14 protein-coding genes are annotated in these 14,541 nt (G+C 32.7%); 12 read left to right on the top strand and 2 right to left on the bottom strand.

Features of this window, described 5'->3' with window-relative positions:
* Positions 1-65: 65 nt before the first annotated feature.
* Positions 66-1,997 (top strand): M43 family zinc metalloprotease, encoded by a 1,932-nt coding sequence (locus RM697_RS04700; RefSeq protein WP_311426706.1) that lies wholly within the window; start codon positions 66-68, stop codon positions 1,995-1,997.
* Positions 1,998-2,072: 75 nt separating this feature from the next.
* On the opposite strand, the gene RM697_RS04695 is transcribed toward RM697_RS04700, so the two are convergent.
* The gene (locus RM697_RS04695) at positions 2,073-4,304 is read right to left on the bottom strand and encodes a zinc-dependent metalloprotease (RefSeq protein ID WP_311426705.1); all 2,232 of its coding nucleotides are present in this window, start codon (positions 4,302-4,304) and stop codon (positions 2,073-2,075) included.
* Between the two features lie 73 nt (positions 4,305-4,377).
* Here RM697_RS04695 and RM697_RS04690 point away from each other — a divergent pair, with 73 nt between their 5' ends.
* The 8 genes from RM697_RS04690 (at position 4,378) to RM697_RS04655 (ending at position 11,594) form a co-directional block, all read left to right on the top strand.
* Positions 4,378-4,908, top strand: coding sequence for a hypothetical protein (locus RM697_RS04690; protein ID WP_311426704.1), 531 nt, complete (start codon positions 4,378-4,380; stop codon positions 4,906-4,908).
* A gap of 41 nt (positions 4,909-4,949) precedes the next feature.
* Positions 4,950-5,867, top strand: a complete 918-nt coding sequence (locus RM697_RS04685; RefSeq protein WP_311426703.1) for a bifunctional riboflavin kinase/FAD synthetase — start codon at positions 4,950-4,952, stop codon at positions 5,865-5,867.
* The gene (locus RM697_RS04680; protein WP_311426702.1) at positions 5,867-7,174 is read left to right on the top strand and encodes an HTTM domain-containing protein; all 1,308 of its coding nucleotides are present in this window, start codon (positions 5,867-5,869) and stop codon (positions 7,172-7,174) included. The genes RM697_RS04685 and RM697_RS04680 overlap by 1 nt, the downstream gene beginning before the upstream one ends.
* 67 nt (positions 7,175-7,241) lie before the next feature.
* A complete protein-coding gene (gene serS, locus RM697_RS04675; RefSeq protein ID WP_311426701.1) occupies positions 7,242-8,513 on the top strand; it encodes a serine--tRNA ligase in 1,272 nt (423 codons plus the stop codon).
* A 386-nt stretch (positions 8,514-8,899) separates the two neighbouring features.
* Positions 8,900-10,675: a tetratricopeptide repeat protein gene (locus tag RM697_RS04670; RefSeq protein WP_311426700.1), complete on the top strand. Its 1,776-nt coding sequence runs from the start codon at positions 8,900-8,902 to the stop codon at positions 10,673-10,675.
* Positions 10,676-10,738: 63 nt separating this feature from the next.
* Complete coding sequence (locus RM697_RS04665) at positions 10,739-11,062, top strand: DUF4286 family protein (protein WP_311426699.1); 324 nt, start codon at positions 10,739-10,741, stop codon at positions 11,060-11,062.
* Positions 11,063-11,072: 10 nt separating this feature from the next.
* Positions 11,073-11,309, top strand: coding sequence for a YiaA/YiaB family inner membrane protein (locus RM697_RS04660; RefSeq protein ID WP_311426698.1), 237 nt, complete (start codon positions 11,073-11,075; stop codon positions 11,307-11,309).
* A 93-nt stretch (positions 11,310-11,402) separates the two neighbouring features.
* Positions 11,403-11,594, top strand: coding sequence for a cold-shock protein (locus RM697_RS04655; RefSeq protein WP_311426697.1), 192 nt, complete (start codon positions 11,403-11,405; stop codon positions 11,592-11,594).
* A gap of 96 nt (positions 11,595-11,690) precedes the next feature.
* On the opposite strand, the gene RM697_RS04650 is transcribed toward RM697_RS04655, so the two are convergent.
* Complete coding sequence (locus tag RM697_RS04650; protein WP_311426696.1) at positions 11,691-12,854, bottom strand: aminotransferase class I/II-fold pyridoxal phosphate-dependent enzyme; 1,164 nt, start codon at positions 12,852-12,854, stop codon at positions 11,691-11,693.
* A 135-nt stretch (positions 12,855-12,989) separates the two neighbouring features.
* Here RM697_RS04650 and RM697_RS04645 point away from each other — a divergent pair, with 135 nt between their 5' ends.
* From RM697_RS04645 to RM697_RS04635, 3 genes are read left to right on the top strand one after another with little or no spacing between them, the layout of a single operon-like run.
* A complete protein-coding gene (locus RM697_RS04645; protein ID WP_311426695.1) occupies positions 12,990-13,511 on the top strand; it encodes a DUF2975 domain-containing protein in 522 nt (173 codons plus the stop codon).
* Positions 13,512-13,513: 2 nt separating this feature from the next.
* On the top strand, positions 13,514-14,323 hold the full coding sequence (locus tag RM697_RS04640; protein WP_311426694.1) for a DUF2975 domain-containing protein: 810 nt from the start codon (positions 13,514-13,516) through the stop codon (positions 14,321-14,323).
* Positions 14,324-14,325: 2 nt separating this feature from the next.
* A complete protein-coding gene (locus RM697_RS04635) occupies positions 14,326-14,532 on the top strand; it encodes a helix-turn-helix domain-containing protein (RefSeq protein ID WP_311426693.1) in 207 nt (68 codons plus the stop codon).
* The last annotated feature ends 9 nt before the right edge of the window (positions 14,533-14,541 follow it).

Raw genomic sequence — 14,541 nt, 5'->3', positions numbered from 1 at the left:
ATTTAAGGTATTAAGATATTAATGTGTAAATTGGGAAACTTTTCTAAACAAAAACTAATTATACTATGAAAAAAATTACATTTTTTGTTGTTTTATTTTCGCTTTTAGCATCACCCAATGCTATGATGGCTCAAAAAACAACTTTGCAAGATGCATCTATCCAATCTGCAGATGGGACAATTAGATGTGCTTCAGATGCTTACTATGAGCAATTAAGGGTAAAATATCCTGATATGATGAGTAGAGAAGCCGCTGAAAATGACATAGCTCAGAAAATTCAAGAATTACAAAATAGCTCAAATCGTGGGGGAACTATAAGACTTCCTGTAGTTGTGCATGTAGTTCATAACGGAGAAGCTGTAGGAGTAGGTAATAACATCTCAGATTTACAGGTATTATCTCAAATAGATGTTCTAAATGAAGATTACAGAAGAATACCAGGATCTAGAGGTTTTGGAGCAGGAGTTGATACTAATATCGAATTCTATTTAGCAAAAGAAGATCCTAATTGTAATCCTACCAATGGTATTATGCGCTACAGAAGAAGCGAATTACCAAATGGAGGTGCAAGTATAGACAGTGATATTAAACCTAAAACATTTTGGGATTCATCTAGATACCTTAATATGTGGGTTGTTAATATTGGTGGAGGAATATTAGGTTATGCTACATTTCCAGGTACAGCACCAGCAGAAGAAGATGGTGTGGTCATGATACCAAGTGCGTTTGGTTCTAACGACGCTCCTGGCGTATTTATTGGTGGAGTATATAACTTAGGAAGAACAACTACGCACGAGGTAGGTCATTATTTAGGGCTGTTTCATACATTTCAAGGTTGTACAGGAGCTGGTGATAGTGTTGCAGATACACCACCACAAGCACAACCAAATTATGGTTGTCCAAGTACACCACCAGATACATGTTCTGGAGGAGATGATGATTTAATTGAAAATTACATGGATTACTCAGATGATGTTTGTATGGATATGTTTACTGCTGGTCAAAATGCAAGAATGCAAGCTGTACTCAGTGGTTTAAGATCATCTTTAGCAAGTTCTGGTGTACCTGATACAGATTTAGCACAAGCTTCTAACGATGCGAGTGTAAATGTATATTGTTTTGAAGAAAATTGCGGTCAAGTAACACCAACGGTAAGGGTTGGTAATTTTGGCACCTCTAATATGACTTCTGCAACTATTTCTTATAATATTAACGGCGGAACCAACCAAGTATTTAATTGGACAGGATCTTTAGCAAATGGTGAAGTGGCTTTAGTAGATTTACCTGCTTACACTGCAGCTGGCACAGATACTTTTAATGTATCTATTAGTGCTCCTGGATCTGATGAGCGTGCATGTAATGATTCTTACAGTGAAGTTTATGCAGCAGCACCAGTTGATTCTTATGCAACTACAGAAGTGAGATTAAGATTGACTACTGATACTTATTCTGACGAAACTTCATGGACCTTTGAGGATAGTAATGGAACAGTATTATATTCTGGAGGGCCTTATGATGGAACAACTGAAGACAACACTACATTTAATGAAACATTTGCTGTAAGCGCTAATGAGTGTTACACATTTACTATTAATGATGCATATGCAGATGGTATATGTTGTGGTTGGGGAAATGGATCATATGATTTAAGAACGGATGATGACACTATTATCATTGATAGTGATGGTATGTTTGGGGCTTCGGAATCAACAGCTGTTGCAGCATTATCCTTAAGTACAGGTGAGTTTTTTATTGATAACGGAATTACTGTATTCCCTAATCCAGCCACTTCTCAATTAACGATTAAAACAGCTAATACTAGTGTATTACCAGATAGTTATGAAGTGTATAACATTTTAGGCCAGTCTATGGTTAGAAACATGATTTCTAGTGAGGCTGATTTAACTTTAGATACATCTAACTATAGTAATGGTGTGTATTTTATTAAGATAAATAAAGATGACGCGGCGTTAACATTACGTTTTGTAAAGCAATAGTGTTCTAAAAATATTTCACAAATAAAAACGCTGGCATTTGCCAGCGTTTTTTGTTTTAAAGAGTTTTACTATTGATTAGTTGATAATCAATTTTTTAGTAATGCTTTTGTTGCTGCTAGATAATCTAACAAGATATAATCCAGATTGAGCACTAGCTAAACTAATTTGTTCATTTATAGTTCCATTGTTTGTTATCGTATTAGAATATACATAACGACCTCTAATATCATAGATATCTAAAGTTACATCATCGTTTGTAAACGAATCAAAAGTAATAGTGAACTCACCTTTATTTGGATTTGGATAAATGTTAAGATTAGTTAAGAAATTATCCTCAACACTTAACTGAGCTTCTATTTCAAATTCAGAAAGATTAATATTGTAGAATATATTACCTACTGCTTCAACTATTATTCTACAGTTTGCAGAATCTACATTTGGAAGTTGCACATCATGAGAACCATCATTTGGTGTATTTGCTGCTAAAACCGTGTCAAAAGTAACACCTCCATCAGTTGACAGTAATATTCTCATTTCTGCAGCATTAATACCATTAGCATTAGTTCCTGCAACATTCCAGGTTACGGTTTGTGTTGAATTTCCGTCATAGGTAATTCCTGGGACATTCTGAGAGGTAACAGTAAAGAAGCCAGATTGTACTGTGTTTATTGTCATTAGGTCAGAATCAGTTTGCCCTCCAGCAGCGTCGTTATCTCTAACCGTTAGTCTAAAATTAATTGGCCTTGCCAATAATGTTAGTACTTCCCAAGTTGTAGAGTTTCCACCATTGCTAACTACATCTTCTAATCTTGGGACATAACGTGTTGGACTTGTTGTTGGAGAAAAAGATCGTACTAATGGACCTGTTGGTGAGGTGTTACTAGGTAATCCTGCTGGTCCTAAATCGTATTGTTCCCAGCAGTAAGTGTGAGACGTAGTCCCATCAGGATCAGTTGAACTTCCTGTTAGTTTGTATGGTGTTCTAATAGGAATGGAATAGTTTGCACCAGCATCTGCTGTTGGAGCAGAGTTTCCTGAAGGTGAAGTAGAATCACAGTCATCGCCATCATCTAAAGTAACAAATGTCCATATCTGATCAATACTAGCTTGATGAAAATAGTCGTTACTATTAGATTGCACATTTTGTGGTGGACAAATACCTGCATAAGCCATAATAGTACTACCGCTTCCTGGTTCATATGCTGTTGAAGGTGATCTATTGCCTCCTGCACAATTTGCCGAGGATCCATTAAAAGTGTGAGTGGCGCCAAATTGATGGCCAATTTCATGTGCCACAAAATCTATATCAAAAAAATCTCCAACAGGTGAACTTAAACCAGTTGTTCCTCCACCTTTACTCGAAGTACACACTGAGCCTAAAAAGGCAACACCTCCAGATCCTGTAGTAAATACATGACCAATATCATAACTGCCAGAACCTACAATACCATTCATTGTTCCTGTAGAGGTATTAATTACATTTGCAGAATTAATAAAAATACTATTAATGTTTGTAGATATGAGGTCGTCGTTATCTGCGATAATCTCCATAGTTATAGAGAGTTCTCTCTCATACACTCCATTAACTCGTGTCATAGAAACAACCATAGCAGCAAGCGCTCCTGCAACAGTTCCTCCATGAAAATTAGTATATTCTCTACTAGAGCCAAGCGCTAATCTGTAAGTTCTCATTTGTCCATCGTTAGCATCTCTTTGAAAACTATTCTCTAATCTTGAATTTATATTCTCGAGATATTCAATATCATCATTGACACCACATTCAAGAATATTTTCAGAATTAGGCAAACTAGTTTTTTTGTAAACCATATAAAAACCATCATTGGTGTAAGGGTCTATAAGTTGTGTCCCGTTTTCAGACAAAGTCATCGTATGCAAACCTAAAGGCGTTAGACTAAAACGGATGAGCGATGAAGGGTTTTCAATACTTTGCCCTACATAAGAGCGGATTTCAGGATATTCAGCTTGTAATTCTGAAGCCATGATTGAAGCTTCCATTACTCTAAATGATTCTAATGATCCATCAGCGTTAGGGAAATCTAGGATAGTATTAGATTTAATTCCTGATTGTCGTTCTGGGACGGTTTCTAATTGTCCTTTTAATGCTTCAATATTAAGCTGATAGTACTCAGCATCAATTGGCATTGAGGTTCGTGTTAACACATCAGATGTAATCTTCTCTTGTGTGATTTTGAACCAAAGTCCTTTAGATTGTTGGGCAAAACTTCCTAGGGAAAACAATGCCAACATCATAAAGCTTAGGTAAATGTTTTTCTTTTTCTTTTTCATAACTTGTAAACAATAATTTTTAGTGGAAGTTACAACGTAATATCATTATTAACAAGGATTTTAAAGATACTAGATGAAATACCTACTCCTAATTTTACCATTTACAATAGCATTATCTTGTAATTCAGTAAAAAAAAACATGAACTCCAAAGACAGTATTACTAAAATAGTCACTACTTGTCCAGAAGATGGTATCTGCAGTTTTAAAACTACAAGCAATAAGAGTTTTAAGATTTTAAAAGATGAATTTAACAGTACTTATCCTAGTATTAAAGACGGTGATAATTTACTTTTAGAGTTTCAATATGAAAGAAATAAAATACCAAATGTTGCAGATAGTGGTTACATTGAACAGGTGTTTATTGAATTAAATACCAATGACATTCCCGAAAATTTAGTTGATGAAAACTTACAGAATGTAAAATTATCGTTTGCACGTTTGTGTTTCTGTAGAGGACAAACAGGGTATTATAAAATCACTGAGGGTAATTTGAATATTGAAAAGATTAATGACAAAATTTTTAATTTAAACTTGGAATTTACTTGCAATGAAGTGCCTCAAGTTATTACTAAAATAAATGAAACCTTTACAATTGAATACTAGTACTACTAAGGTCTATTAGTTATTTTTGTAAAAAAAGGCTCTTGAGTAATCTCAGTAACAAATTAGAACATTCTGTAATAACCATTGGCACGTTTGATGGTGTACATATTGGTCATCAAAAAATCATAGAGCAACTCTTATCTGTAGCTAACAAGCAAAACTTAAAGCCAGTGGTGCTAACCTTCTTTCCGCATCCTAGAATGGTAATTCAACCAGATTTTAAAATGGAATTACTCAACACCATCGATGAAAAAAGGGGAATACTACTCAAACTAGGCATAGAAGAACTCGTTATAAAAAGATTTACAAAGAAATTTGCATCTCTAACTGCTAGAGCATATGTGGAGGAAATTTTAGTCAAAGAATTAAAAATAAAGCATGTCATTATTGGTTATGATCATCGTTTTGGTAAAGGACGACTTGCTAACATTGAGAACATGAAATCGCTTGGCTCAGAGTTTAATTTCACTGTTCAAGAAATACCAGCTCAAGATATTAGCGATATTACAGTTAGTTCCACAAAAATTCGTAAAGCCTTAGCTGAAGGTAATTTAGAATTAGCAAACAGGTATTTAGGGTATAATTACTTTTTATCTGGCACCATTATTAAAGGTAGAGGTTTAGGAAAAACCATACAATTCCCAACAGCAAATATTAGTATTAGTGAAGACTATAAATTGATACCAAAACAAGGGGTTTATGTTGTTACCTCTAAAATTAATGGACTAGTTGTTAAGGGAATGATGAATATTGGAACTAATCCTACTGTTAAGGGTAAAACACAATCTATAGAAGTACATTTCTTTAATTTTAACCAAGATTTATATAGTAAAAATTTAAAAATTGATATAGTTCATAGACTCAGAGACGAACAAAAATTTGAGTCATTACAAGCCCTAAGTAAGCAATTAGAACAAGACAAAAAAGATGCGATAGTTTATCTAAATAACAATAATTAATGTTCAATTTTTTCTTTAAACATATTGATAATTCTTCACTCGTTGTTTTTAGAATTCTATTTGGATTATTGTGTTTCTTAGAATCTGTTGGCGCCATAATAACAGGTTGGGTAAAACGCGTTATGGTTGAGCCAGAGTTCACCTTTTCTTTTATTGGATTTGAATGGCTACAACCACTACCTGGGAATGGTATGTATATCTACTATGCTGTAATGGGGCTTTTAGGTCTTTTTATTATGCTTGGTTATAAGTATAGATTTAGCGTTATCGCCTTTACTGTGATGTGGACAGGAGTATACTTAATGCAGAAATCTTCCTATAATAATCATTATTATTTATTAATTTTTCTGAGCGGACTTATGGCTTTTCAACCAGCCCATCGTTACTATTCCATAGATGCAAAATTAAATCCTAGTATAAAATCTATATCTATGCCTAGATGGTGCTCATGGCTATTTATTATACAAATGTTCATTGTATACTCCTATGGAGCAATTGCAAAGCTATATGGAGATTGGTTAGATACCACAGTTATGGAGTTGCTTATGAACAACAAATCGCATTATTGGCTCATAGGAAATGTGCTTCAAGAAAAATGGATGCATTATTTTCTGGCTTATGGAGGTGTATTATTCGATGGATTAATAATTCCTCTACTGTTGTGGAAACCAACGAGGAAGCTCGCCTTTTTTGCTTCAATATTTTTTCATGTGTTTAATTCGGTAGTATTTCAGGTAGGTATTTTTCCGTACCTATCTCTAGCCTTTATTTTATTCTTTTACGAGCCAAAAGTTATACATAACATTTTTCTAAGAAAAAAACCATTCTACAATGGAGATAAGGTAGATTATCCAAAGTATAAGAATCTTATCATAGGATTTTTTATCATATATTTCAGTATTCATTTAATATTGCCAATACGACATCACGCTATTAAAGATAATGTTTTATGGACTGAAGAAGGTCATCGTATGTCTTGGCGAATGATGCTTAGAGTAAAGTATGGTTATGGTAACTATAAAGTGATTGACAAAACCACTAAAGAAGTATATTCAATTAATTTGAATAACTACCTCACAAAAAAGCAACAACATGGTGTAAAATCCAAACCTGATTTTATTTGGCAGTTTGCACAATATCTAAAGCAAGATTTTGCCAAGCAAGGAAAAGATGTTAGTGTGTTTGCCTCTATTTTTATTAGTGTAAACGGAAAGCCAAATAAACAACTCATTGATTCTAATGTAGATTTAGCAGATGTAGAATGGGACACTTTTAAACATAGTACTTGGATATTACCTTCAAAATAGCAAAGCTTTTATTTTATTCAGTTTAAAATCTTATTACTTTTGTTGCCTCAAGATTTAGAAGAGAGTTATGCTACAAGTATCTTACATAAGAGAGAATAAAGATGTTATAATTGAACGTCTTAAAGTTAGAAATATTGATGCTACATCAATGATTAATGATGTATTAGATTTAGATGAAAAACGAAGAGAGATTCAAACTAAATTAGATACTACTAAAGCAGAATCTAACACCTTATCGAAAGAGATTGGAAATTTATTTAAGTCAGGCGAAGCCCAGAAAGCCAATATCCTCAAGAAAAAAACAACACAATTAAAGGATGATAGTAAGCAGTTAGAGCAAGACCTAAATGATACTGCAAACGCATTAAACGAGTTGCTTTACAAAATACCTAATGTACCCAATGAACTCGTACCTAATGGAAAATCTGACGATGATAACCTTGAGGTATTTAGAGAAGGAGATATTCCTGTTTTACATAGTGAAGCTCTGCCACATTGGGAACTTGCAAAAAAGTATGATATCATTGATTTTGAATTAGGTAATAAAATCACAGGTGCAGGATTTCCAGTCTATAAAGGTAAAGGTGCTAGATTACAACGTGCACTAATTGCTTATTTTTTAGATAAAAATATTGAAGCTGGTTATACAGAGTATCAATTACCACTTTTAGTTAATGAAGCCTCAGCTTTTGGTACAGGACAATTACCAGACAAAGAAGGTCAGATGTATGAAGTTACAGCAGATAATTTATACTTAATACCTACAGCAGAAGTTCCAGGCACTAATATTTTTAGAAGCGATTTACTTAACGAAAATAATTTACCTAAAGCCATTACTGGCTATACACCTTGTTTTAGAAGAGAAGCAGGAAGCTATGGTGCACATGTTAGAGGTCTTAATCGTCTACATCAGTTTGATAAAGTTGAGATTATTAGAGTAGAGCATCCAACTAGATCGTATACGGCTTTAGATGAGATGGTAAGCCATGTCAAAGGAATTTTACAAGACCTAAAATTACCGTATCGTATATTACGTTTATGTGGTGGTGATCTAACTTTTGCTTCAGCGCTTACTTATGATTTTGAAGTATTTTCTACAGCTCAAGATCGATGGTTAGAGATTTCATCGATTTCTAATTTTGAAACATTTCAAGCTAATAGACTTAAGCTACGCTACAAAAACAGCGATGGTAAAAATCAATTAGTGCATACACTAAATGGAAGCTCCTTAGCATTACCTAGAGTTTTAGCTGGTATTTTAGAAAACTACCAAACAGAAAACGGAATTACTATTCCAGAAGTCTTAGTGCCTTACACAGGATTTAATATCATTAATTAGTAGGAAAATACTTATTCAATATCGATTAAATGTTAAAAAAACAAGTTATTTAACGATTTTTAGTCCATTTATTATGTTTTTTTGTGGTTTTTTCAGAAGTTAGGTAAACCAAACAAAGCCAAATAACCTACTTATGAAAAATTTTAAACGCGTCTTTTTATTAGTCGCTCTAGTCGTTTTAGTCAGTAAAATTTTATTTTAATTTTCATAGGTAGCGTTTACGATAAATAGTAGAAGCGCCATGATTGAATAATTGAATCATAAAGATGATTAATAGCACATTTATTTGAAATGGTAGAATGCCTGGATTAACGTCCAGGCATTTTTTATAATAACATTCACAATTTTGAGTTATAGCATTTGCTATATTTACATAAATTAGTCCCATGAAGAGAGTCCTATTAGTCATTATCGTTTTGTTTAGCTGTTTAGGCTTTGGGCAAAATAATATTATTGCAGATGATTACTTTAAGCGTGGTGAGTTTGTAAAAGCCCTTTCCTTATATCAAAAGCTATACGAATCAAAAAAATCTTCTAATTATCTTTACAAAATAGCAGCGACTCTCCAACAGTTAGAGCGTTACCAAGAAGCCCAAGAACTCTTATTTCAAAAAAAGGAAAAATCTAAAAGTCCAGTCCTATCCATAGAAATAGGTTATAATTATAGATTACAAGATAGCTTAACAAAGGCTGATTATTATTTTAATGATGCCTTAGATTACATCGAAGAGAAATCACATTATGCCTATAGTGTTGCAAGAAAATTTGAAGAACATTCCTTACAAGATTACGCTATAAAAGCCTATACCAAAGGTATGGAGTTGCAACCAGATAAAAATTATAATATTCAACTGGCCAGAATTTATGGTGATCAAGGAAATATAGAGTTAATGTTTTCTAGCTACATTGATTATTTAGAAAACAAGCCTTCTTTTTTAAATAATGCCAAACGAGCATTTTCAGATTTTGTCTCCGAAAACAGTGATAATGAAAGCAATATTGCCCTCAGACGTTTATTAATACAAAAACTGCAATTAAGCCCAGAAACGTATTGGTATGAATTGTTAAGTTGGCTTTACGTACAAGAGAAAGCTTTTAATAAATCGTTTGTTCAAGAAAAGGCACTTTACATGAGAAATCCAGAAAGTCTTGATCGTATTATTGAACTAGCTGTTGCAGCTCTAGACCAAAAAGAATACGAAACATCAGAACGTATATTTAGTTATGTGCTAGAAAATTCTCAAGACATATCTACTTTACTAACGGCTCATCAATATAGTATTGATATTAAAACAGAAACCTATTCAGAAAAAGATTATGGCGAAATTGATAAGGTATATAACCAACTTTTTGAAACTTTTGGGACCTACAGACAAACTTTGTCTTTACAATTATCCTATGGTAATTTCTTAGCGTTTTATTTAAAGAAGCCAGAAGAAGGTAGTGCATTTTTAAAGCAGACTTTAGATTTAGCCATCTCACCATTTCAAGAAGCAAGTGTAAAGTTAAAGCTAGCAGATATTTTAGTATTTCAGGAGAAATTTAATGAAGCGTTAATCTATTACACTCAAATTCAAGCTAATTTAAAGAATAGCACAATTGCACAAGAAGCGCGTTTTAAAGTGGCAAAAACGAGTTATTACAAAGGCGATTTCGATTGGGCAGAATCTCAACTTAAAATTCTAAAAGCTTCAACATCACAGCTTATTGCTAATGATGCCTTAGATTTAAAACTACTCATCTCAGATAATAAGCAAGAAGATTCGTTAAGAACTGCTTTAAAACTATATGCTAAGGCCGATTTAATGGCGTATCAGAACAACTCTAAAAGCGCTATAGACGCATTAGAACAAATTCTTACAGAGCATAAAGGCGAAAGTATTACTGACCAAGCTTTATACAAACAAGCAAAGCTTTTTGAAAAGGAAGGTAAATATGAAAACGCTGCAGCCAACTATCAGCAAATTATTGCAGATTATAGAGAAGATATTTTAGCAGACGATGCACATTATTATTTAGCTGAACTTTACAACAATATATTAGGGAAACCAGAAGATGCCAAACCACTTTACGAGAAAATAATTTTTGAGCACGAAGACAGCATCTATTTTGTAGAAGCACGCAAGGCTTACAGAAAGCTAAGAGGTGATGCTATAAATTAAAAGTCAATAATAATTAATTCTTTACTTTCCTTAACTTTATAAACTTTATCAAGAATCACTTTTATGATCATATATAACGTTACAGTAAACGTAGACGACTCGGTTAAAGACGAGTGGTTACATTGGATAAAAGTCCATATTCCACAAGTTTTAGCCACAGGAAAGTTTTTGGAAGCTAAGCTAACACGAGTTTTAGTTGAAGAAGAGTTGGGAGGAACAACGTACTCCATTCAATATAGAGCAAAATCGCGCACAGCTTTAGAGGAATATTATAGAGATCATGCCAAGAGATTACAGCAAGATGGTTTAACCCGTTTTGCAGATAAAACCCTTGCCTTTAGAACAGAATTAGAGGTTGTAGATGAGTTTACTGTATCATTTAATTGATTAATAGGCTATGAAAATTGTGATTTGGATTCTTTTTATTGCTTCACTAACAGCTATATGCGTAGGTTTTTGGACCAATTTGGACTATTCTCAAAAATTAATTGGTTTCGGTACAGCAGGATTATTTTTCTTGGTTTTTCCATTGTTTTCCTATTATCGATGGAAAGGTAAAAAGCTTGAAGATTACATGCTTACTAAAGAAAACCTTGATAAAATGCGTGAAAACCAGAAAAGTAATAAGTACTAAAGCCTTTATTTTCAAATAAAAAACAATTTATTAACATTTGGTGTTCTTATTAGCCTTAACTTTGTGTTTTTAATTTTTTATATTTTTTTTATAATGACTGGAACAGTTAAATTTTTTAATGACTCAAAAGGATTTGGGTTTATTACTAACGACGAAACAGGAAAGGACATTTTTGTCCACGTATCTAACCTTAATGGTGTAGAACTTAAAGATGGTGACCAAGTAGAGTTTGAAGAAGCAGAAGGAAGAAAAGGCATGGTTGCAGTAAATGTGAGTATTATCTAGTAGAGAATATATCGTATTTTAGTTTCAGCGCTCAACATTGTTGGGCGCTTTTTTTACGCACTAATTTTATTGTTTATTCACTTTAATTTGAAAATCTCAGGTTAACATTCTCTTTAAAAGTTGCAGTACATCTTTAATTTCCTGTTTAGTATTATAACTGTGCAAACAAAACCGCAAGCGTTCCTTTCCTTTTAGCACTGTCGGAGAAAGAATAGCCTTAACATCAAAACCGTTCTCATGCAGCTTATTAGAGATAGACTTTATGTGATCATTTCCTGAAATAATACAACATTGAATTGCAGATTCACTATTTATAAATACCTCTTGTAATTTTAGTAGAGAAACTTCAGTTTTGAAAAATTCGATATTTTCTTTGAGTTTTTTTCTTTGAATTGTTGTCGCTAACTCTTCAAAAGCCATTATTATCGTTGCTAAACTATGCGGAGATAAAGCCGTTGTATATATAAAAGGCTTAGAAAAATTAATGAGATAATTAATTAATTGCTCACTCCCTAAAACAGCTGCACCATGGCAACCTAAAGCTTTACCAAACGTAATTATACGAGCAAACACATGCTGTTCTAAACCTAAATCTTTAATTAACCCTTCGCCATATTTACCAAACACACCAATGGCATGAGCCTCATCTATAACGAGGTTTAGATTGTTAGTAGTACAGAGTTGAGATAACGCAATTAGATTAGGAGTATCGCCATCCATAGAGAATACACTTTCTGTAACGACATATATATCTGGAGTATTATTCTGGGTTGTCAGGCTGAGCTTGTCGAAGTTAAAGCGAAGAATCATAGCTTCCAAATCCTCTAAATCATTGTGCTTAAACTTGTACGATTTGGCATGACTCATGGTTATACCATCTCGTATAGACGCATGTACTAGTTCATCGTATAGTATAATATCATTACGTTGTGGAACACATGAAAAGAAACCAATATTCGCGCTATAACCAGAGTTAAAAACTAAAGAAGCTTCACAATTATAAAATTTACAAAGAAGAGCTTCTAGAGACCTGTAAAGCTTAAGATTTCCTGAAAGTAAGCGAGAGCCTGTAGCACCATTTTTTTGTAAGCCCTGTGTTTTTAAATAATTATGTGTGGCTTCATAAATCTCTTGAGACTGAGAAAAACCTAAATAGTCGTTAGAAGAAAAATCTACCAAATTGGAGTTTGAGCCCAATTGACGAAACGCATTTTTGGCTTTGCGTTCTTGTAGCTTTTTATTTAACTTTTTAGGTAACATTGACCAAAGGTACAAAGACCTTTCAGGTTTTTAAAACCTGAAAGGTTTTGTTTGTTAATTATCTTTTTAAACAAAAAAATTATTGTTTATCAATAATTTTATTATATTTGTTATCGTAAAACAATAATTTTTTAGATGAAAACGAAACAGATTTTTAGCATTATGAATGGCTTTTCTTGGATTGTATTTATTGGTTATTGCATTAAAGCAGGAGCAATTACTTTGGTATCTATAATAAGTCTTTTTAAGAATAAGAATGCTACCGAAAATTTATATATGGGAATTGACCTAGCTAGTATCTATGAGTTCAGTATATTTCATTTTGTACTTACGACCTTGATTTTAATATTAATAGCTAGTCTTAAGGCTTATCTATTTTATCTTTTGATTATTATTTTTAAAAGGATAGACCTACACAAACCTTTTCAAATAGATGTAACACATTTAGTTTTTAAAATCAGTTATGTCGCGCTAACCATTGGTATTTTAGGAGCAGTTGCTAAACCTTATACCATTTGGTTAAGAACCAATGTGTTTTTTACACAATTAGATATTGGTACATCTGCCTATATCTTTATGGCTGGAGTTGTGTTTATAGTTGCTACTTTGTTTAAGCGTGCTGTAGAAATTAAACAAGAAAACGATTTAACGATTTAATTATGAAAAAAGAAAACATACTTGTTAATGCTTTGTATTGGCTATGCAATATTTCATTTTATTTATTAATAATATTACTTGTTATAGGTTTAGGTTTTGAGGCTTTTACTAAAGATGGTAAAGTAGGAAAATTTTCTACTGGAATTCATCATTCAATAGGATATGAGTTACCTGTGAAATTTCAAATTAATCCCAAAAACCCAATGTTTAATAATTCACTTTTTGAATTAGAAAGTGAAAAAATTAACTCACTTGGGCAAAAATCACAGAGTGGAAGATCTCATTATGTAAAACCGATAACAAAAGAAGATCGTATTAATTATAAAAGCATTATTAGTATTGATAATAATGCAATGGTTGATACTTACGAACTTAATAGTAGAACTTTCCGTGGAAATGGGTATGTTATCGTAAAACCCAAAACAACTCTCAATAAAATTATCATTTCTATTAGAAGCTATATTAGCTTTATACTTGGAATTATTATTTTCTTTTTTCTAAAGACGATTTTTAAAATGCTTAAGTCTAAATTTGAGTTCTCTTCTAAACTTTATAAAAAAATTCAGAAATTAGGAATTATTCTGATCATAGAAGTCATATTAACAACAATATCTAATTTTATATTAGCTAAAGATTTGCCTATTATTAAAGTTGGCCCTATAGATTCATCACTAAGATATGTATCTATCTATATGAATCCACGTTTAGACTTCAATTTTACATTAGTTTTAATTGGGTTATCACTGATAATACTAGCCACTCTTCTAAGAGAAGGGAATAGAATTCAGCAAGAAAACGAACTTACCATTTAGTTATGCCAATAGTAGTCAATTTAGACATTATGTTAGTAAAGCGAGGCATGAAAAGTAAAGAACTTGCCGAGATTATAGGCATTACCACAGCAAACTTATCGATCTTAAAGTCTGGAAAAGCTAAGGCTGTTAGGTTTTCAACCTTAGAAGCCATTTGTAAAGCTTTAGATTGCCAGCCAGCAGATATTTTAGAGTATGTAGAAGACTAAAATCTACTA

Source organism: Microcosmobacter mediterraneus, assembly GCF_031846265.1.
GTDB classification, from domain to species: Bacteria; Bacteroidota; Bacteroidia; order Flavobacteriales; family Flavobacteriaceae; genus Microcosmobacter; species Microcosmobacter mediterraneus.
The sequence above is the reverse complement of the archived record's forward strand: the minus strand, read 5'-3'. Positions and strand labels throughout refer to the sequence as shown.

Excerpts from the sequence above, each read along its gene's own strand:
- RM697_RS04700 (WP_311426706.1), top strand. The coding sequence starts at position 66 with ATGAAAAAAATTACATTTTTTGTTGTTTTATTTTCGCTTTTAGCATCA.
- RM697_RS04695 (WP_311426705.1), bottom strand. The coding sequence starts at position 4,304 with ATGAAAAAGAAAAAGAAAAACATTTACCTAAGCTTTATGATGTTGGCA.
- RM697_RS04690 (WP_311426704.1), top strand. The coding sequence starts at position 4,378 with ATGAAATACCTACTCCTAATTTTACCATTTACAATAGCATTATCTTGT.
- RM697_RS04680 (WP_311426702.1), top strand. The coding sequence starts at position 5,867 with ATGTTCAATTTTTTCTTTAAACATATTGATAATTCTTCACTCGTTGTT.
- serS (WP_311426701.1), top strand. The coding sequence starts at position 7,242 with ATGCTACAAGTATCTTACATAAGAGAGAATAAAGATGTTATAATTGAA.
- RM697_RS04670 (WP_311426700.1), top strand. The coding sequence starts at position 8,900 with ATGAAGAGAGTCCTATTAGTCATTATCGTTTTGTTTAGCTGTTTAGGC.
- RM697_RS04665 (WP_311426699.1), top strand. The coding sequence starts at position 10,739 with ATGATCATATATAACGTTACAGTAAACGTAGACGACTCGGTTAAAGAC.
- RM697_RS04660 (WP_311426698.1), top strand. The coding sequence starts at position 11,073 with ATGAAAATTGTGATTTGGATTCTTTTTATTGCTTCACTAACAGCTATA.
- RM697_RS04655 (WP_311426697.1), top strand. The coding sequence starts at position 11,403 with ATGACTGGAACAGTTAAATTTTTTAATGACTCAAAAGGATTTGGGTTT.
- RM697_RS04650 (WP_311426696.1), bottom strand. The coding sequence starts at position 12,854 with ATGTTACCTAAAAAGTTAAATAAAAAGCTACAAGAACGCAAAGCCAAA.
- RM697_RS04645 (WP_311426695.1), top strand. The coding sequence starts at position 12,990 with ATGAAAACGAAACAGATTTTTAGCATTATGAATGGCTTTTCTTGGATT.
- RM697_RS04640 (WP_311426694.1), top strand. The coding sequence starts at position 13,514 with ATGAAAAAAGAAAACATACTTGTTAATGCTTTGTATTGGCTATGCAAT.
- RM697_RS04635 (WP_311426693.1), top strand. The coding sequence starts at position 14,326 with ATGCCAATAGTAGTCAATTTAGACATTATGTTAGTAAAGCGAGGCATG.